Genomic DNA, 15063 nt, shown 5'->3' with positions numbered 1-15063 from the left:
AAAGCATGCGTCGCCCAATGGTTGCTGGTAACTGGAAAATGCACGGTACCCGCGCCAGCGTCGCAGAGCTGATCAACGGTCTCAACCAGCAGGTCTTGCCTGCTGGTGTGGATGTTGTGGTTTTTCCTTCTTGCCTGCATATAGCCCAGGTTGTTGATGGTCTGGCAGGTAAGGTTGTTGCAGTCGGTGCGCAGGATTGCGCGACTGAAGCGCAGCAGGGTGCTTTGACGGGTGAGGTGGCGGCAAGCCAATTGGCGGATGCGCGTTGCTCGTTGGTGCTGATTGGTCACTCTGAGCGCAGGTCGTTGCTGGCTGAGAGCAATGAGGTTGTAACGCGCAAGTTTGCTGCGGTGCAGTCTGCGGGTTTATTGCCGGTGCTTTGTGTGGGGGAAACCCTGGCTGAGCGTAAGGCGGGTCAGACCCTTGATGTGGTCTCTGCGCAGTTGGCTGCAGTGACTGACAGTTTGGGTGTTGATGTATTTGCCGACGCAGTTATTGCTTATGAGCCGGTTTGGGCAATAGGCACTGGATTGACTGCATCACCTGAGCAAGCTCAGGAAGTTCATGCGGCGATTCGGGCGCAGTTGGCGGCGAAAAGTGCTGAGCTGGCTGGCAAGGTAAGAATTCTTTATGGTGGCAGCGTCAAGGCCGCCAGTGCTGCCGAGTTGTTCGGTATGCCGGATATCGATGGGGGGCTTGTAGGTGGAGCCTCTCTGAATGCGGATGAGTTCGGTGCGATCTGTCGTGCCGCAGGAAGCTGAGAAAATGCTGGAAACAGTTATCGTTGTTCTTCATCTGCTGGGTGCCATTGGTGTTGTTGCGCTGGTTTTGCTGCAGCAAGGTAAGGGCGCTGACGCGGGTGCGTCTTTCGGTTCGGGTGCTTCCGCTACTGTATTTGGTAGTCAAGGTTCCTCTACCTTTTTGAGTCGAGTTACTGCTATACTCGCCACCGCTTTTTTCATGACTAGCTTGGGCTTAGCGTTCTTTGCTAAAGACAAAGCTGATGGTATGGCTCAGGTTGGTTTGCCTGATCCAGCAGTCTTGGAAGTACAACAGGCTAAGCCAGCTGTTGAAGATGTACCTGTTCTGGATGCAGCTAAGCCGGCTAATGAAGCGGCAGACGTACCTCAGGCTCCTGAGCAGCAGTAAATAGCAGCACGTATTACGTATTACGCAACAAACCATTTTGCCGAGGTGGTGGAATTGGTAGACACGCTACCTTGAGGTGGTAGTGGCCATAGGCTGTAGGGGTTCGAGTCCCCTCCTCGGTACCAATTTTCAGAAAGGCCCGCTGGATGCGGGCCTTTTTGTTGCTGGAGCTTCGATTGACCCTTGATTGGGTTAAGTCGTATAATCCGGCCCCAGCTTTGATGTGGGATTGAGCAGTAAAGTCGCTCCTCGGATGTGAGTCCGTTGCTGGCTGGGTTAAACCGGCCCCCGCATTGAGTTGCAGAGGAGCCCCTTTTAAGGGGCTTTTTGCTAGCTGGGCGACAGCTTTGCCGGCCTTTAGAGGGCGGTTTGATGATGGGCTATTCGCCCATTTTTTATTTTTACAGCATGCGCGAGGGGTTCAGGTGTCGAGCAAGCTAGAACAGTTGCAGGCCTTGGTGGCCCCGGTAGTCGAGGCTCTTGGCTACCAATGTTGGGGTGTCGAGTTCCTGTCACAAGGGCGGCATTCTCTGCTGCGAATTTATATTGATAAGCAGCCTGACGGCGTGGTGATCGAAGACTGTGAAATTGTCAGTCGGCAGATCAGCGGTGTGCTCGATGTCGAGGATCCGATCAGCGCCGAGTACACCCTTGAGGTGTCATCGCCAGGTATGGATCGGCCACTGTTCACCCTTGAACAGTTCGCCAGCCATGTCGGTGAGCAGGTCAAGATCAAGCTGCGTTCGCCTTTTGAGGGGCGGCGCAACTTCCAGGGCCTTCTGCGCGGTGTGGAAGAGCAGGATGTGGTAGTGCAGGTGGATGACCACGAGTTCCTGTTGCCGATCGAAATGATCGACAAGGCCAATATTATCCCCAGATTTGATTGAGACGCGGGTCCCGCGCAAGTGGCGCGGATAGCGCGGATCCAATGGATTGCGAAAGGCGAGGCGTACGATGAGCAAAGAAGTACTGCTGGTTGTTGAGTCGGTGTCCAATGAAAAGGGCGTACCGGCGGGCGTAATTTTTGAAGCGCTGGAGCTGGCTTTGGCCACTGCTACCAAAAAGCGTTTTGAGGACGAAGTCGAGCTGCGTGTGGTGATCAATCGCCAGACAGGCAGCTATGAAACATTCCGCTGCTGGACGGTGGTGGAAGAAAGTGACTTTGATGACCCTGCACACCAGGTCACCACTGACATGCCGCGTGCGGTTGAAGCCAACGCCAAAGTCGGCGATGTGCTGGAAGAGAAGATCGAATCCATCGAATTCGGCCGCATTGCTGCACAAACCGCCAAACAAGTGATTGTGCAGAAGGTTCGCGAAGCTGAGCGTGCTCAGGTGGTCGAGGCCTATCGCGAGCGTCTGGGTGAAATCATCTCCGGCACCGTGAAGAAAGTCACTCGCGACAGCGTGATCGTCGACCTGGGCAATAATGCCGAAGCGATGCTGGCTCGCGAAGACATCATCTCCCGCGAAACCTTCCGCGTTGGTGTGCGTCTGCGCGCGCTGCTCAAGGAAATCCGTACCGAGAACCGTGGCCCGCAGCTGATTCTGTCGCGTACTGCGCCGGAAATGCTGATCGAGTTGTTCCGTATCGAAGTGCCGGAAATCGCTGAAGAACTGATCGAGGTCATGGGCGCGTCCCGTGATCCAGGTTCGCGCGCCAAGCTGGCCGTGCGCTCCAAAGACAAGCGTATTGATCCGCAAGGTGCCTGTATCGGCATGCGCGGTTCGCGTGTGCAGGCGGTATCCGGTGAGTTGGCCGGTGAGCGTGTCGACATCGTGCTGTGGGACGACAATCCCGCGCAGTTCGTGATCAACGCCATGTCCCCGGCCGAAGTGGCCGCCATCATTGTTGACGAAGATGCCCATGCTATGGACATCGCCGTTGGCGCAGACAACCTTGCTCAGGCCATTGGCCGTGGCGGTCAGAACGTGCGCCTGGCCAGTCAGCTGACTGGCTGGACCCTCAACGTCATGACCGAGGCGGACATTCAGGCCAAACAGCAGGCGGAAACAGGCGACATCCTGCAGCGCTTTATTGACGAGCTGGAAGTCGACGAGGAGCTGGCTCAGGTGTTGGTCGAAGAGGGCTTCACCAGCCTTGAAGAAATTGCCTACGTACCGATGGAAGAGATGCTCAGCATCGATGGCTTCGACGAGGATATCGTCAACGAGCTCCGCGCTCGCGCCAAAGATCGCCTGCTGACCAAAGCCATCGCCAACGAGGAAAAGCTGGCAGATGCCCACCCAGCCGAAGACCTGCTCTCGCTTGAGGGTATGGATAAGGCGCTTGCGCATGAACTGGCAGTGCGCGGCGTTATTAACCGCGAAGACCTGGCCGAGCAGTCGATTGATGACCTGCTCGACATCGACGGTATCGACGCTGAGCGAGCCGGCAAGTTGATCATGGCCGCTCGAGCCCATTGGTTCGAGTAAGCAGTAGCGGCCTGAGGAGAGGAATGCATGACGCAAGTCACGGTTAAAGAACTGGCCCAAGTGGTCAATACGCCGGTTGAACGACTGTTGCAGCAAATGCGTGAGGCGGGTTTGCCACACAGCAGTGCTGAACAGGCGGTGACCGACAGTGAGAAGCAGGCCCTGTTGGCCCATCTCAAGAGCAGTCACGGCGACAAGGTCGAAGAGCCTCGCAAGATTACCTTGCAGCGCAAGACCACCAGCACCCTGCGGGTTGCCGGCAGCAAGACCATCAGTGTTGAAGTGCGCAAGAAGAAGACCTTCGTCAAGCGCAGCGCTGAAGAGATCGAAGCCGAGAAGCAGCGTGAGCTGGCTGAGCAGCGTGCGGCTGCCGAAGCGGCGCGTCTGAAGGCCGAAGAAGAAGCCAAGCAACGCACTGCTGAAGAAGCTCAGCGTCCGGCTGCCGCGCCTGCTGCTGTTGAAGCGCCTGTTGAAGCCGCTCCAGTTGTGGATGTCGAGCTGCCAGTGGTTGCTGCGCCGGTTGTCGAAGAACGCAAGAAAGACGAGCCACGTCGTCCAGACAAGGCACGCAATGATGATGCCGATCGTCGTGGTGGTGAGCGCAAGACTACTCAGCATCGTCCGACGGTTAAAGAGAAGGCACCGGCACCGCGCGTTGCTCCGCGCACCATTGACGAGGAAAGCGATGGCTTCCGTCGCGGTGGTCGTGGCAAGGCCAAACTGAAGAAACGTAACCAGCACGGTTTCCAGAGCCCAACTGGGCCAATCGTGCGTGATGTGAAGATCGGCGAAACCATCACTGTGGGCGATCTCGCTCAGCAGATGTCGGTCAAGGCCGCGGAAATCATCAAGTTCATGTTCAAGCTGGGGACCCCTGCGACCATCAACCAGGTGCTGGATCAGGAAACTGCCCAACTGGTTGCTGAAGAGCTGGGTCACAAAGTTACTCTGGTCAGCGACACGGCTCTGGAAGATTCCCTGGCGGAGTCGCTGAAGTTCGAAGGCGAGACCTTTGCCCGTGCGCCGGTTGTGACCGTAATGGGTCACGTTGACCACGGTAAAACCTCGCTGCTCGACTATATCCGTCGCGCCAAGGTGGCCGCTGGCGAAGCCGGCGGTATCACCCAGCACATCGGTGCCTACCACGTAGAAACCGAGCGTGGCATGGTGACCTTCCTCGACACCCCGGGCCACGCCGCGTTTACCGCTATGCGTGCCCGTGGTGCCAAGGCTACCGACATCGTGATTCTGGTGGTTGCAGCGGACGACGGCGTAATGCCGCAGACCATTGAAGCCGTACAGCATGCCCAGGCAGCTGGCGTTCCACTGGTCGTTGCGGTGAATAAAATCGATAAGCCGGGCGCTGACCTTGACCGCATTCGTAGCGAGCTGTCGGTGCACGGCGTGACCTCGGAAGAGTGGGGCGGTGATACGCCGTTCGTACCGGTTTCGGCGAAAGTCGGTACCGGCGTCGACGAGCTGCTCGAAGCCGTACTGCTGCAAGCAGAGATCCTCGAACTGAAAGCTACGCCGTCGGCTCCGGGGCGTGGTGTGGTGGTTGAGTCGCGCCTCGACAAGGGCCGTGGCCCGGTGGCGACCGTACTGGTTCAGGACGGTACTCTGCGTCAAGGCGACATGGTGCTGATCGGTTCCAACTACGGTCGTATCCGCGCCATGCTCGACGAGAACGGCAAGCCGATCAAAGAAGCGGGTCCGTCAATCCCGGTCGAAATTCTCGGCCTGGACGGCACCCCGGATGCCGGCGACGACATGAGCGTACTGGCTGACGAGAAGAAGGCCCGTGAAGTCGCTCTGTTCCGCCAAGGCAAGTTCCGCGAAGTGAAACTGGCCCGTGCCCACGCCGGCAAGCTGGAAAACATCTTCGAGAACATGGGCCAGGAAGAGAAGAAGACGCTCAATATCGTCCTCAAATCCGACGTCCGTGGTTCGCTGGAAGCGCTGCAAGGCTCGCTCAGCGGCTTGGGTAACGATGAAGTGCAAGTGCGTGTGGTCGGTGGCGGCGTTGGTGGTATCACCGAGTCCGATGCCAACCTGGCGCTGGCCTCTAACGCTGTACTGTTCGGCTTCAACGTGCGTGCCGATGCTGGCGCGCGCAAGATCGTCGAGCAGGAAGGTCTGGATATGCGTTACTACAACGTGATCTACGACATCATCGAAGACGTCAAGAAAGCCCTGACCGGTATGCTCGGCAGCGATGTTCGCGAGAATATTCTGGGTATCGCCGAAGTGCGTGACGTGTTCCGTTCGCCGAAGTTCGGTGCGATTGCCGGTTGTATGGTGGTCGAAGGTACGGTTTACCGTAACCGTCCGATCCGCGTCCTGCGTGACGATGTGGTGATCTTCGAGGGCGAGCTGGAATCCCTGCGTCGCTTCAAGGACGATGCTGCCGAAGTGCGTAACGGCATGGAGTGCGGTATCGGCGTGAAGAGCTACAACGACGTCAAGGTCGGCGACAAGATCGAGGTGTTCGAGAAAGTCCAAGTGGCTCGCAGCCTGTAAGTACGAGTCGCAACACGCAGCGCCCGGCCCCGCTTTTGCGCGGCCGGGCGTTTGCCGCTTTTAGGTCCGCTGCTTTTTGTGGCAGCGTGACGAGTGAAGGTAGTAGAAATGGCCAAAGAATTTAGCCGGGCCCAGCGCATCGGCGACCAGATACAGCGCGAGCTCGCGCAGTTGATCCGTATGGAAGTCAAAGACCCGCGCCTGGGTGGTCTGGTGACCGTCACGGCGGTGGAAGTCAGCCGCGACTCCAGCCATGCCAAGGTGTATGTCACCGTCATGGGTGGTGAGCCGCAAGAAGGCGTGGACAGCGTGGCGCAGAGCATCAAGGTGCTCAACGATGCCAGTGGCTTTCTGCGCATGCAGTTGGGCCGGGCGATGAAGCTGCGCAGCGTGCCGAACCTGCGTTTCCATTATGACGAGAGCGTCATCCGGGGTGCGCAGCTGTCGGCACTGATCGAGCGTGCGGTCAGCGAAGACCGTCAGCATGACGATGCACCCACCGAGGCCAAGGAGTAAGCACGTGGCTCAGGTGAAACGTATTCGTCGTGCCGTCGATGGCATCATTCTGCTGGATAAGCCCAAGGGCTTTAGTTCCAACGCCGCGTTGCAGAAAGTGCGCTGGTTGCTGAATGCCGAGAAAGCCGGGCACACCGGTAGCCTTGATCCGCTGGCCACCGGCGTATTGCCGCTGTGCTTCGGTGAGGCGACCAAGTTCTCCCAGTACCTGCTGGATGCCGACAAGGGCTATGAAACCCTGATGCAATTGGGCGTCACCACCACCACCGCGGATGCCGAAGGTGAAGTGCTGGAGCGTCGTGCGGTGACCGTTGGTCGCGCCGATATCGAAGCGCTGCTGCCGCAATTTCGTGGTGAAATCAGTCAGATACCGCCGATGTACTCGGCGCTCAAGCGTGATGGCCAACCCCTTTACAAGCTGGCCCGTGCTGGCGAAGTAGTGGAGCGCGAGCCGCGTTCTGTTACTATTGCGCGCCTGGAATTACTGGACTGCGAGGCAGAGCAAGCGCGCCTGGCAGTTGATTGCAGCAAAGGCACTTATATTCGCACCCTGGTCGAGGACATTGGTTACCTGTTGGGTTGCGGTGCACACGTTGCCGAGCTGCGCAGAACCAAAGCGGGCCCCTTCGATCTTAGCCGTACCGTAACGCTTGAAGAGCTTGAGCGGGTGCACGCTGAAGGTGGCAACGAAGCGGTTGATCAGTTCCTGCAACCGGTCGACAGCGGTTTGCAACATTGGCCGTTGCTGCAGTTCTCCGAGCACAGTTCGTTCTACTGGCTGCAAGGTCAGCCGGTACGCGCCCCGGAAGCGCCGAAGTTTGGCATGGTTCGGGTGCAGGATCACAACGGTCGCTTTATCGGTATCGGTGAAGTGAGCGAAGACGGGCGTATTGCGCCGCGTCGATTGATTTCAACCAAGGCCTAGCCTGGGTTGCTGCTGCGGGCCTCGGGCCTGCAGTGCTGGATTCGGTCAGCAAGACCGTAGCGCAGGCAAGGGGTTTCGGCTCTGGTCTGCGTGTATCGAGGGTGGCTGTTAATAGGCGCGGTCATACCTCACTTTAAAAACACGGGAAGCGATTCCCGGCCTATTGCGACTGTTTCGGCAGTTGCCTAACTGAGAGGATTGCCCCATGGCACTCAGCGCTGAAGAAAAAGCCCAAATCGTAACTGACTACCAGCAAGCTGCTGGCGACACCGGTAGCCCGGAAGTGCAAGTTGCACTGCTGTCCGCCAACATCAACAAGCTGCAAGGCCACTTCAAGGCCAACGGTAAAGACCACCACTCGCGTCGTGGCCTGATCCGCATGGTTAACCAGCGTCGTAAACTGCTGGATTACCTGAAGGGTAAGGACGTTAGTCGTTACAGCGCCCTGATCGGTCGCCTGGGTCTGCGTCGCTAAGCAATGCTTACGCGTAGCTGACTGCCGAAGCTGGAAGTGGGGTTTACCCTGCTTCCAGCTTTTGCTTTTCTGCTTTGGCTGTTTTGGACGATAGCGGGTCCGATTCCCGTAACCGCCCACTCATTCTGTAAGACCCGTCTGTTCACATGCTGAGCAACGGCTGCAAGAAATGCTTTCCCCAAGGGCAACAAAGAGAAGGAAAACACCGTGAACCCGGTAATCAAGAAGTTCCAGTTCGGTCAATCGACCGTTACCCTCGAAACGGGCCGCATCGCCCGTCAAGCCTCCGGCGCAGTACTGGTCACCGTTGACGATGACGTCACCGTGCTGGTGGCTGTCACCGGCGCAAAAACTGCCGACCCAAGCAAAGGCTTTTTCCCGCTGTCCGTGCACTACCAGGAAAAAACCTACGCCGCGGGCAAGATCCCCGGTGGTTTCTTCAAGCGTGAAGCGCGCCCAAGCGAAAAAGAAACCCTGACCTCGCGCCTGATCGACCGTCCGATCCGTCCGCTGTTCCCGGAAGGTTTCCAGAACGAAGTGCAGGTTATCTGCACCGTGGTTTCCACCAGCAAGAAGACTGATCCGGACATCGCTGCGATGATCGGTACCTCGGCTGCCTTGGCCATCTCCGGCATCCCGTTCAACGGCCCGATCGGTGCTGCGCGCGTCGCCTTCCACCCGGAAACCGGCTACCTGCTGAACCCGACCTACGAGCAGCTCAAGGCTTCCAGCCTGGACATGGTCGTGGCTGGTACCAAAGACGCGGTGCTGATGGTTGAATCGGAAGCCAAAGAACTGACCGAAGACCAGATGCTGGGCGCTGTGCTGTTCGCCCACGACGAATTCCAGGCCGTTATCCAGGCTGTTAGCGAGCTGGCGGCCGAAGCTGCCAAGCCGACCTGGGACTGGAAAGCCAAGCCTGAGAACACCGCCCTGCTGAGCGCCATCCGTGGCGAATTCGGCGACGAGATCTCCAAGGCCTACACCATCACCGTCAAGCACGAGCGTTATGGCCGTCTGGGCGAGCTGCGCGATCAAGTCGTTGCCAAGTTCTCCGGCGAAGAAGGCCAGCCGACCGCTGGTGAAGTCAAAGACGCCTTCGGCGAAATCGAATACCGCACCGTGCGCGAGAACATCGTTAACGGCAAACCGCGTATCGATGGCCGTGACACCCGTACCGTACGTGGCCTGAACATCGAAGTCGGCGTGCTCGACAAGACCCACGGTTCGGCCCTGTTCACCCGTGGCGAAACCCAGGCCCTGGTGGTTGCCACCCTCGGCACCGCCCGTGACGCACAGCTGCTCGACACCCTCGAAGGCGAGAAGAAAGACCCCTTCATGCTGCACTACAACTTCCCGCCGTACTCGGTGGGCGAGTGTGGTCGCATGGGCGCTACCGGCCGCCGCGAAATCGGCCACGGTCGTCTGGCTCGTCGTTCGGTTCAGGCCATGCTGCCGGCCGCCGACGTGTTCCCGTACACCATTCGTGTTGTCTCGGAAATCACCGAGTCCAACGGTTCGTCCTCGATGGCTTCCGTTTGCGGCGCTTCCCTGGCCCTGATGGACGCTGGTGTGCCGATGAAGGCACCGGTGGCGGGTATCGCCATGGGTTTGGTTAAAGAGGGTGAGAAGTTCGCCGTTCTGACCGACATCCTCGGTGACGAAGACCACCTGGGCGACATGGACTTCAAGGTTGCCGGTACCGCCAATGGCGTGACCGCACTGCAGATGGACATCAAGATCCAGGGCATCACCGAAGAAATCATGGAAATCGCCCTGGGCCAGGCCCTGGAAGCGCGCCTGAACATCCTCGGCCAGATGAACCAGGTCATTGCCCAGTCGCGTAGCGAGCTGTCGGCCAATGCCCCGACCATGATCGCGATGAAGATCGACCAGGACAAGATTCGCGACGTGATCGGCAAAGGTGGCGCGACCATCCGTGCCATCTGCGAAGAAACCAAGGCCTCGATCGATATCGAAGACGACGGTTCGATCAAGATCTTCGGCGAAACCAAGGAAGCTGCCGAGGCCGCGCGTCAGCGCGTTCTGGGCATCACCGCGGAAGCCGAAATCGGCAAGATCTACGTCGGCAAGGTCGAGCGCATCGTCGACTTCGGTGCCTTCGTCAACATCCTGCCGGGCAAAGACGGTCTGGTGCACATCTCCATGCTGAGCGATGCGCGCGTAGAGAAGGTCACCGACGTGCTGAAAGAAGGTCAGGAAGTGGAAGTGCTGGTACTGGACGTGGACAACCGTGGCCGCATCAAGCTGTCCATCAAGGACGTCGCTGCTGCCAAGGCATCGGGCGTTTAATCGCTGAGTTGCTTTGCGCTGCATAAAGAGGGCCCTCAGGGGCCCTCTTTTTTTGCCTGCAAAAAGCCCCGGGCGACCATGCTGCTGTAGCGGCCACAGGCGTCGTGCAATATGCCTTGCGTGGTCGGGGTGAACATGCAGATTGCACGAATTACGTTAATTTAATTTATTTATAACTGATTGATATTTATAGATAAATTTACTTTTTTCGGGTTGGCACAACGCTTGCGATAGTACTGGGGAGGCTGCAGCTCGTAGTGGCTTGCAGATTGTTCAGTAAACGCAGGAGGCTTTACCCATGAAAACACCAATCAAGCATTTTGCTGTAACCGCCATGACCGCCACCGCCTTGAGTGTACTGCTCGCCGGACCGGTTCTGGCCGCAGGTGTTCCTAGCGCTCAACCACTGATGCTGGCTGCCAGTGAAACGATGGATAAGGCCGAAGATGCGGTTTCCGATACCTGGATCACCAGCAAGGTGAAATCGACCTTTCTGGCCGATAGCAACCTGAGCGGCCTCGACATCAAGGTCGAGACCAATCAGGGGGTCGTGGCACTGTCCGGTATTGTGGCCAGCTCGGCTGAGCGTGACCTGGCGATCGCCAAAGCCGGAAAGATCAAAGGTGTGAAGGCCGTAGCCGCCGAAGCCCTGGAAACTGCTCAGTAATCCATGGATGTGTGCCAGACGCTGTAACAGCGTCTGGTCGCCACTCAACGACGAGGACAGTGAAATGAATGCCGATATCATCAAAGGCAAGTGGAAGCAGATCAATGGCCGCATCAAGGAGCGTTGGGGCAACCTGACCGACGATGACCTGGATGTTGCCGAAGGCCATAGCGAATACCTGGCAGGCAAGCTGCAGGAGCGTTACGGCTGGACCAAGGAAAAGGCTCAGGATGAGCTGCGTGATTTCAGCAATAAGCTGTAATCAGGCGTAAAAAAGCCCCGCTGGCTTATCAGCGGGGCTTTTTAGTGGGTATTGGGATTATCTGCCGCGCTTGCTTTCTATCTTGACCAGGCGATTACCCTCGAAGCGCAAAAACTGGTACATGCCGTTGCGCGGGCCGTAGGCCCATTCTTCGACTGCCACTTCGTTACGAAAACCATAGGCATCAAGCACTTCACGGTAGCCAACAAACTCTCGGCTGATGGGCTCACCACATTTACTGGTGACTACGCTGGTCGAGTCCTCCAGGCTTATCAGGCCGCTGTCGCAGCGCAGGGTGGATGAGGCGTGCGCCCCCAGCGGAAACAATATCAGAAGGCTACAAAGCAGTTTTTTCATCAGTGGGCTTTCCGTGGCAAGTATTAGCGACTACGACGGCGTTCGATGGCGCGCAGGCGCGTGCCCTCGAAGGTAAGGATGCTGAGCATGCCGTTATCCGGGCCGTAGACCCATTCCTCGATCTGGTATTCGCGCCGTTCATTGGGGCCGAGGGAGTAGCCCACCAAATCGCGAAAAGCCGGCTCGCCGCACTTTTGCAGCACCTCGAAACGGCGGTCATCGAGGCTGACCAACTGGCTGCCGCAGCGCAGCGTTTCAGCCTGCGTCAATGTGCTTGCTGCGCTCAAGGCGAGCAACGGGATTACGGAGCGCGTACGCATCAACTTCGTCTACCTTATTCGCTACCCAGGTGCAGGGTGGTGGCGACGCGGCCATCGGCGTCGGCTTGTGCCATATTGACATCCAGCAGGTAGATACGTTCTGCCGTCAGGCCGCCTCGTTCAACCAGATAGTTCTTGATCTCGGCGGCACGCGCCTGAGCCAGCTGACGTTGCAGCAGGCCGCTTTGCGACCAGGATTGCAGCACGCCTTCGCGCATCTTCGCGTGGCGTTCTTCATCGGCCAGGTTGGCCCACTCTGCCGGCGGCTGCTGTTTCAGGCGCGCGCGGTAGATGCCTTCAAGCAACACGGCTTTATCGTCCTCATCCACCACCAGTTCGCTCGGGTCAGCGGGTACCTTGTCACCACGGCGCTGCAGCATCTTGTACCAGGTGCTCTGGTATTCACGCTCCAGTCGTTCGGCCGCCAATGGCGGGCCATCGCTGCTCTGGGCGCTCATGCCCTCGATTTCAAGGCGCAGTGTGGGACGCTCTTTCAGGGCGCTGGCCAGGGTGTCGAGGGTCTTTTGTGCATTATCGTCAAGCGCGCTGCCACCTGCGCTGAAGCGTACGGTGCTGAGGTCGACATCACTGCCGCCACTGACCAGCCCGCCGATAAACTTGAACGGCGCCTGCGCCGCACGCAGTACCAGATTGCGCAGGGTTTGCCAGACAATCGGCATCACGCTGAATTCCGGGCTGTTGAGGTTGCCCTGTACCGGTAGCTGGATCTCGATATTGCCTTGGGTATCTTTGAGCAGGGCCACGGCCAGGCGGATCGGCAAGTCCATGGCATCCTTGCTGTCGACTTTCTCGCCCAACTGCAGGTCTTCCAGCAGCAACTTGTTCTCTGCATTGAGGTTGCCTTTCTCGATCTGGTAATGCAGGTCGAGGTTGAGCCGGCCCTTGCGGATACGGAAACCGGCGAACTTGCCGGAGTAGGGCGTGAGCGTGGTCAGCTCGACATTTTTGAAGCTGGTGGCGATATCCAGGCTGTTCAGCGGATCAAACGGGGTGAGTTTGCCCTTGATGCTGACCGGTGCGTATTTATCGACCTTGCCTTGGATGTCGACGCTGGCCGCTTTCGGGCTCTGGTTATCCAGGCTGCCGATCTGGCCGTTGAGTTGACCGATGGCTGTGGCGAAGTTGGGGCGCAGGCTGAAGTCGGCGAAGTTGGCCGAGCCGTCCTTGATGCTGATTCCGCCAATGCGGATCGGTAGTGGCTTTTCAGCCGCGGTATTGGCCGGTTTGTTGCCGGCGGGTTGGGGTACCAGCAGGTCGTTGATGTTGGTGGTCAAATCTTCGTTGATGATAAAGCGCACATAGGGCTGCTGTAGCTTGACCTGGTTGATCACCAAGCCTTTGCCGTGTTGATAGTCGAGGCCTTCCACCAACACCTGCTGCCACTTGAGGAAGTCGCGATCCTTGAGCGTGTCGAGGGTGTGCAACTGATTGATCTGGGCCTGCCCGTCAATGCTGAATACCAGCGGCTCGACACTTTTCAGGTCAACCGCCAGGTCGCTGCCAAGCCTTCCGCTGCGTAGCTCCAGGCGCACGAAGGGGCTCAGGTAGGTCTGTGCCAGGCGCAGATCGATATCACGGGTGGCGACTTGCAGTTTGGCGGTAGTGGGGCTCAGTTGCACTTGCCCCGTAGCCTTGATCTGCCCGGTCTTGTTTACCCCTGTATCGAGTTTGAGGGTGAAGGGCGAAGTGCCCAGGCTGTCAAAGTCGCTCAGGTCAAGGTTGAGCGGTGCCAGGTCGATTTTTACCTCAGGTCCGGCGGCGCGGTCTGCCAAATGCACCTGGTAATCGCGTAGTTGCACGTCGCGAAGAATCACCTGCCAGGGCTTGCTCGGCTCTTCTGGCTGCTCTGCGCTGGCTGTTTGTGGAGCCACGGCTTGTTCTGCAGTTGTCGCCTCGGAGGCTACCGGCTCGGGTTCTGCCGTTGCAGTGGCCCCCGCATCACCCTCGTTTGGAGCTGGAGCTGGAGCTGGAGCTGGAGCTGGAGCTGGCTTGGCGGGCTGGCTGGCCAGTAGCTTTTGCCAGTCGAGCTGGCCGTCGGCTTCGCGGGCGGCCCAGGTTTCCAGTTGCTGGCTGCGAATCTTGCCGACGATGACCTGCTGTTTGGCCAGGTCGATGCTGGTTTCGCTGATATCCAGGCTGGCCAGGCGTAGCAGGGGCTGGTCTGCCGGGCTCTTGATGGCAAAGCTGTTGAGGTTGAGCTGGGTGTTGCTCAGCAGCAATTCGGTGCCTTTGGACAGGTTCAGGCTGTAATCGCTGCTGAGGTTGATGCTGCCATCTTCCAGAACCAGCGGCACGGCATCACGCACATAGGGCCAGAAGGCTTTCAGCTTGCCGTCGGTGACTTTCAGGCTGCCACTGGAACTGATCGGCACCAGGCTGATACGCCCGGTCCAGTCGATCCTCCCGCCGGTAGGGCCGGTGGCTACCAGGCTCATGTCGGCATTGTCGTCGGGCAGGGTGCTGAGGTTGAACAGTTCGAGGTTGAGGTCGTCGTAGAGAAACTCTATGGGCTCGCTGGGGCGCTGGTCTTGAAAGTGCACGTTGCCGCCGCTCAGCTTGATCCGCGCAATCCGCAGCGGAAAGGGTTCTCCAGCCGGCTCTTCGACAGCCGGTTGCGGGCTGGCGGGCAGCTTGAACAACTGCGTCAGGTTGAGCTGACCATCCTGGCTGAAGAGAATTTCGCTGTGTGGCTTGTCCAGCTCGATGTCGTCCAGATGCAGCACGCCGCTCCACAGGCTGTCGAGTTGCAGGTTGGCATACAGCCGTTCAAAAGCGATCTGCTGCTGCTCGGCTTCGCCAATCTGCAGGCCCCAGAGGCTGACTTCGAGGCTGAACGGGTTGAGTTGCAGGCGTTGTAGGGACGCCGGTACCGCGGCGTACTGCGCCAGTTGCTGATTGGCGATACGCAGGCCGATACCGGGCAGAATCAGAAAGCCGAGCAGGCTGTAGAGAGCAACGGCAATGGCAATGGCGCTGGCAGCGCGCTTTATTCCTTTAAGCATATGAACGTCATCTGTCCCGACGAGAAGTGCCTTGGAGTATGGCACGCGTGCGCAGTTCCGCAGAGGCTCTGCGTGGGGATTTTCTTAACGCTGCGGGTGG

The 15063-nt window shown here is 58.4% G+C and carries 14 protein-coding genes and 1 tRNA gene; 12 read left to right on the top strand and 3 right to left on the bottom strand.

Translation table 11 applies throughout. The features are described from left to right. The first annotated feature begins 5 nt into the window (after positions 1 to 5). From tpiA to ACSQ17_RS04690, 12 genes are all read left to right on the top strand, one after another. A complete protein-coding gene (gene tpiA, locus ACSQ17_RS04745; protein WP_436067791.1) occupies positions 6 to 761 on the top strand; it encodes a triose-phosphate isomerase in 756 nt (251 codons plus the stop codon). A 4-nt stretch (positions 762 to 765) separates the two neighbouring features. Next, positions 766 to 1149: a preprotein translocase subunit SecG gene (secG, locus tag ACSQ17_RS04740; protein WP_233686446.1), complete on the top strand. Its 384-nt coding sequence runs from the start codon at positions 766 to 768 to the stop codon at positions 1147 to 1149. A 39-nt stretch (positions 1150 to 1188) separates the two neighbouring features. Beyond that, positions 1189 to 1274 (top strand) — tRNA-Leu (locus ACSQ17_RS04735). A 300-nt stretch (positions 1275 to 1574) separates the two neighbouring features. Further along, entirely contained in the window at positions 1575 to 2036 is a 462-nt protein-coding gene (rimP, locus tag ACSQ17_RS04730; protein WP_436067790.1) for a ribosome maturation factor RimP, read from the top strand. Between the two features lie 67 nt (positions 2037 to 2103). Next, complete coding sequence (gene nusA, locus ACSQ17_RS04725) at positions 2104 to 3585, top strand: transcription termination factor NusA (protein WP_436067789.1); 1482 nt, start codon at positions 2104 to 2106, stop codon at positions 3583 to 3585. Between the two features lie 27 nt (positions 3586 to 3612). Next, on the top strand, positions 3613 to 6105 hold the full coding sequence (gene infB / locus ACSQ17_RS04720) for a translation initiation factor IF-2 (RefSeq protein ID WP_436067788.1): 2493 nt from the start codon (positions 3613 to 3615) through the stop codon (positions 6103 to 6105). A 108-nt stretch (positions 6106 to 6213) separates the two neighbouring features. Further along, positions 6214 to 6621, top strand: a complete 408-nt coding sequence (rbfA, locus tag ACSQ17_RS04715; RefSeq protein ID WP_436067787.1) for a 30S ribosome-binding factor RbfA — start codon at positions 6214 to 6216, stop codon at positions 6619 to 6621. Positions 6622 to 6625: 4 nt separating this feature from the next. Then, positions 6626 to 7546, top strand: coding sequence for a tRNA pseudouridine(55) synthase TruB (gene truB / locus ACSQ17_RS04710; RefSeq protein WP_436067786.1), 921 nt, complete (start codon positions 6626 to 6628; stop codon positions 7544 to 7546). 205 nt (positions 7547 to 7751) lie between these two features. Then, the gene (gene rpsO / locus ACSQ17_RS04705; protein ID WP_436067785.1) at positions 7752 to 8021 is read left to right on the top strand and encodes a 30S ribosomal protein S15; all 270 of its coding nucleotides are present in this window, start codon (positions 7752 to 7754) and stop codon (positions 8019 to 8021) included. 207 nt (positions 8022 to 8228) lie between these two features. Continuing rightward, positions 8229 to 10334, top strand: a complete 2106-nt coding sequence (gene pnp, locus ACSQ17_RS04700) for a polyribonucleotide nucleotidyltransferase (protein WP_436067784.1) — start codon at positions 8229 to 8231, stop codon at positions 10332 to 10334. 298 nt (positions 10335 to 10632) lie between these two features. Further along, entirely contained in the window at positions 10633 to 11001 is a 369-nt protein-coding gene (locus ACSQ17_RS04695) for a BON domain-containing protein (RefSeq protein WP_436067783.1), read from the top strand. A 64-nt stretch (positions 11002 to 11065) separates the two neighbouring features. Then, positions 11066 to 11263 (top strand): CsbD family protein, encoded by a 198-nt coding sequence (locus ACSQ17_RS04690; protein WP_392540561.1) that lies wholly within the window; start codon positions 11066 to 11068, stop codon positions 11261 to 11263. Positions 11264 to 11320: 57 nt separating this feature from the next. Here the strand turns inward: ACSQ17_RS04690 and ACSQ17_RS04685 are convergent, their stop codons facing one another. The 3 genes from ACSQ17_RS04685 to ACSQ17_RS04675 are packed head-to-tail and all read right to left on the bottom strand — an operon-like array spanning position 11321 to position 14963. Then, positions 11321 to 11620, bottom strand: coding sequence for a DUF2845 domain-containing protein (locus ACSQ17_RS04685; protein WP_233686455.1), 300 nt, complete (start codon positions 11618 to 11620; stop codon positions 11321 to 11323). 23 nt (positions 11621 to 11643) lie between these two features. Further along, the gene (locus ACSQ17_RS04680) at positions 11644 to 11940 is read right to left on the bottom strand and encodes a DUF2845 domain-containing protein (RefSeq protein WP_436067782.1); all 297 of its coding nucleotides are present in this window, start codon (positions 11938 to 11940) and stop codon (positions 11644 to 11646) included. A 14-nt stretch (positions 11941 to 11954) separates the two neighbouring features. Further along, complete coding sequence (locus tag ACSQ17_RS04675; protein WP_436067781.1) at positions 11955 to 14963, bottom strand: DUF748 domain-containing protein; 3009 nt, start codon at positions 14961 to 14963, stop codon at positions 11955 to 11957. Positions 14964 to 15063 lie beyond the last annotated feature (100 nt).

The organism is Pseudomonas sp. LjRoot71 (assembly GCF_964253255.1).
GTDB lineage: Bacteria > Pseudomonadota > Gammaproteobacteria > Pseudomonadales > Pseudomonadaceae > Aquipseudomonas.
This window is presented reverse-complemented; position numbering and strand designations above follow the sequence as displayed.

What these genes read in the sequence shown, in the direction of transcription:
- tpiA (WP_436067791.1), top strand. Translation starts at nt 6, where the DNA reads ATGCGTCGCCCAATGGTTGCTGGTAACTGGAAAATGCACGGTACCCGC.
- secG (WP_233686446.1), top strand. Translation starts at nt 766, where the DNA reads ATGCTGGAAACAGTTATCGTTGTTCTTCATCTGCTGGGTGCCATTGGT.
- nusA (WP_436067789.1), top strand. Translation starts at nt 2,104, where the DNA reads ATGAGCAAAGAAGTACTGCTGGTTGTTGAGTCGGTGTCCAATGAAAAG.
- infB (WP_436067788.1), top strand. Translation starts at nt 3,613, where the DNA reads ATGACGCAAGTCACGGTTAAAGAACTGGCCCAAGTGGTCAATACGCCG.
- rbfA (WP_436067787.1), top strand. Translation starts at nt 6,214, where the DNA reads ATGGCCAAAGAATTTAGCCGGGCCCAGCGCATCGGCGACCAGATACAG.
- rpsO (WP_436067785.1), top strand. Translation starts at nt 7,752, where the DNA reads ATGGCACTCAGCGCTGAAGAAAAAGCCCAAATCGTAACTGACTACCAG.
- ACSQ17_RS04695 (WP_436067783.1), top strand. Translation starts at nt 10,633, where the DNA reads ATGAAAACACCAATCAAGCATTTTGCTGTAACCGCCATGACCGCCACC.
- ACSQ17_RS04690 (WP_392540561.1), top strand. Translation starts at nt 11,066, where the DNA reads ATGAATGCCGATATCATCAAAGGCAAGTGGAAGCAGATCAATGGCCGC.
- ACSQ17_RS04685 (WP_233686455.1), bottom strand. Translation starts at nt 11,620, where the DNA reads ATGAAAAAACTGCTTTGTAGCCTTCTGATATTGTTTCCGCTGGGGGCG.
- ACSQ17_RS04680 (WP_436067782.1), bottom strand. Translation starts at nt 11,940, where the DNA reads ATGCGTACGCGCTCCGTAATCCCGTTGCTCGCCTTGAGCGCAGCAAGC.
- ACSQ17_RS04675 (WP_436067781.1), bottom strand. Translation starts at nt 14,963, where the DNA reads ATGCTTAAAGGAATAAAGCGCGCTGCCAGCGCCATTGCCATTGCCGTT.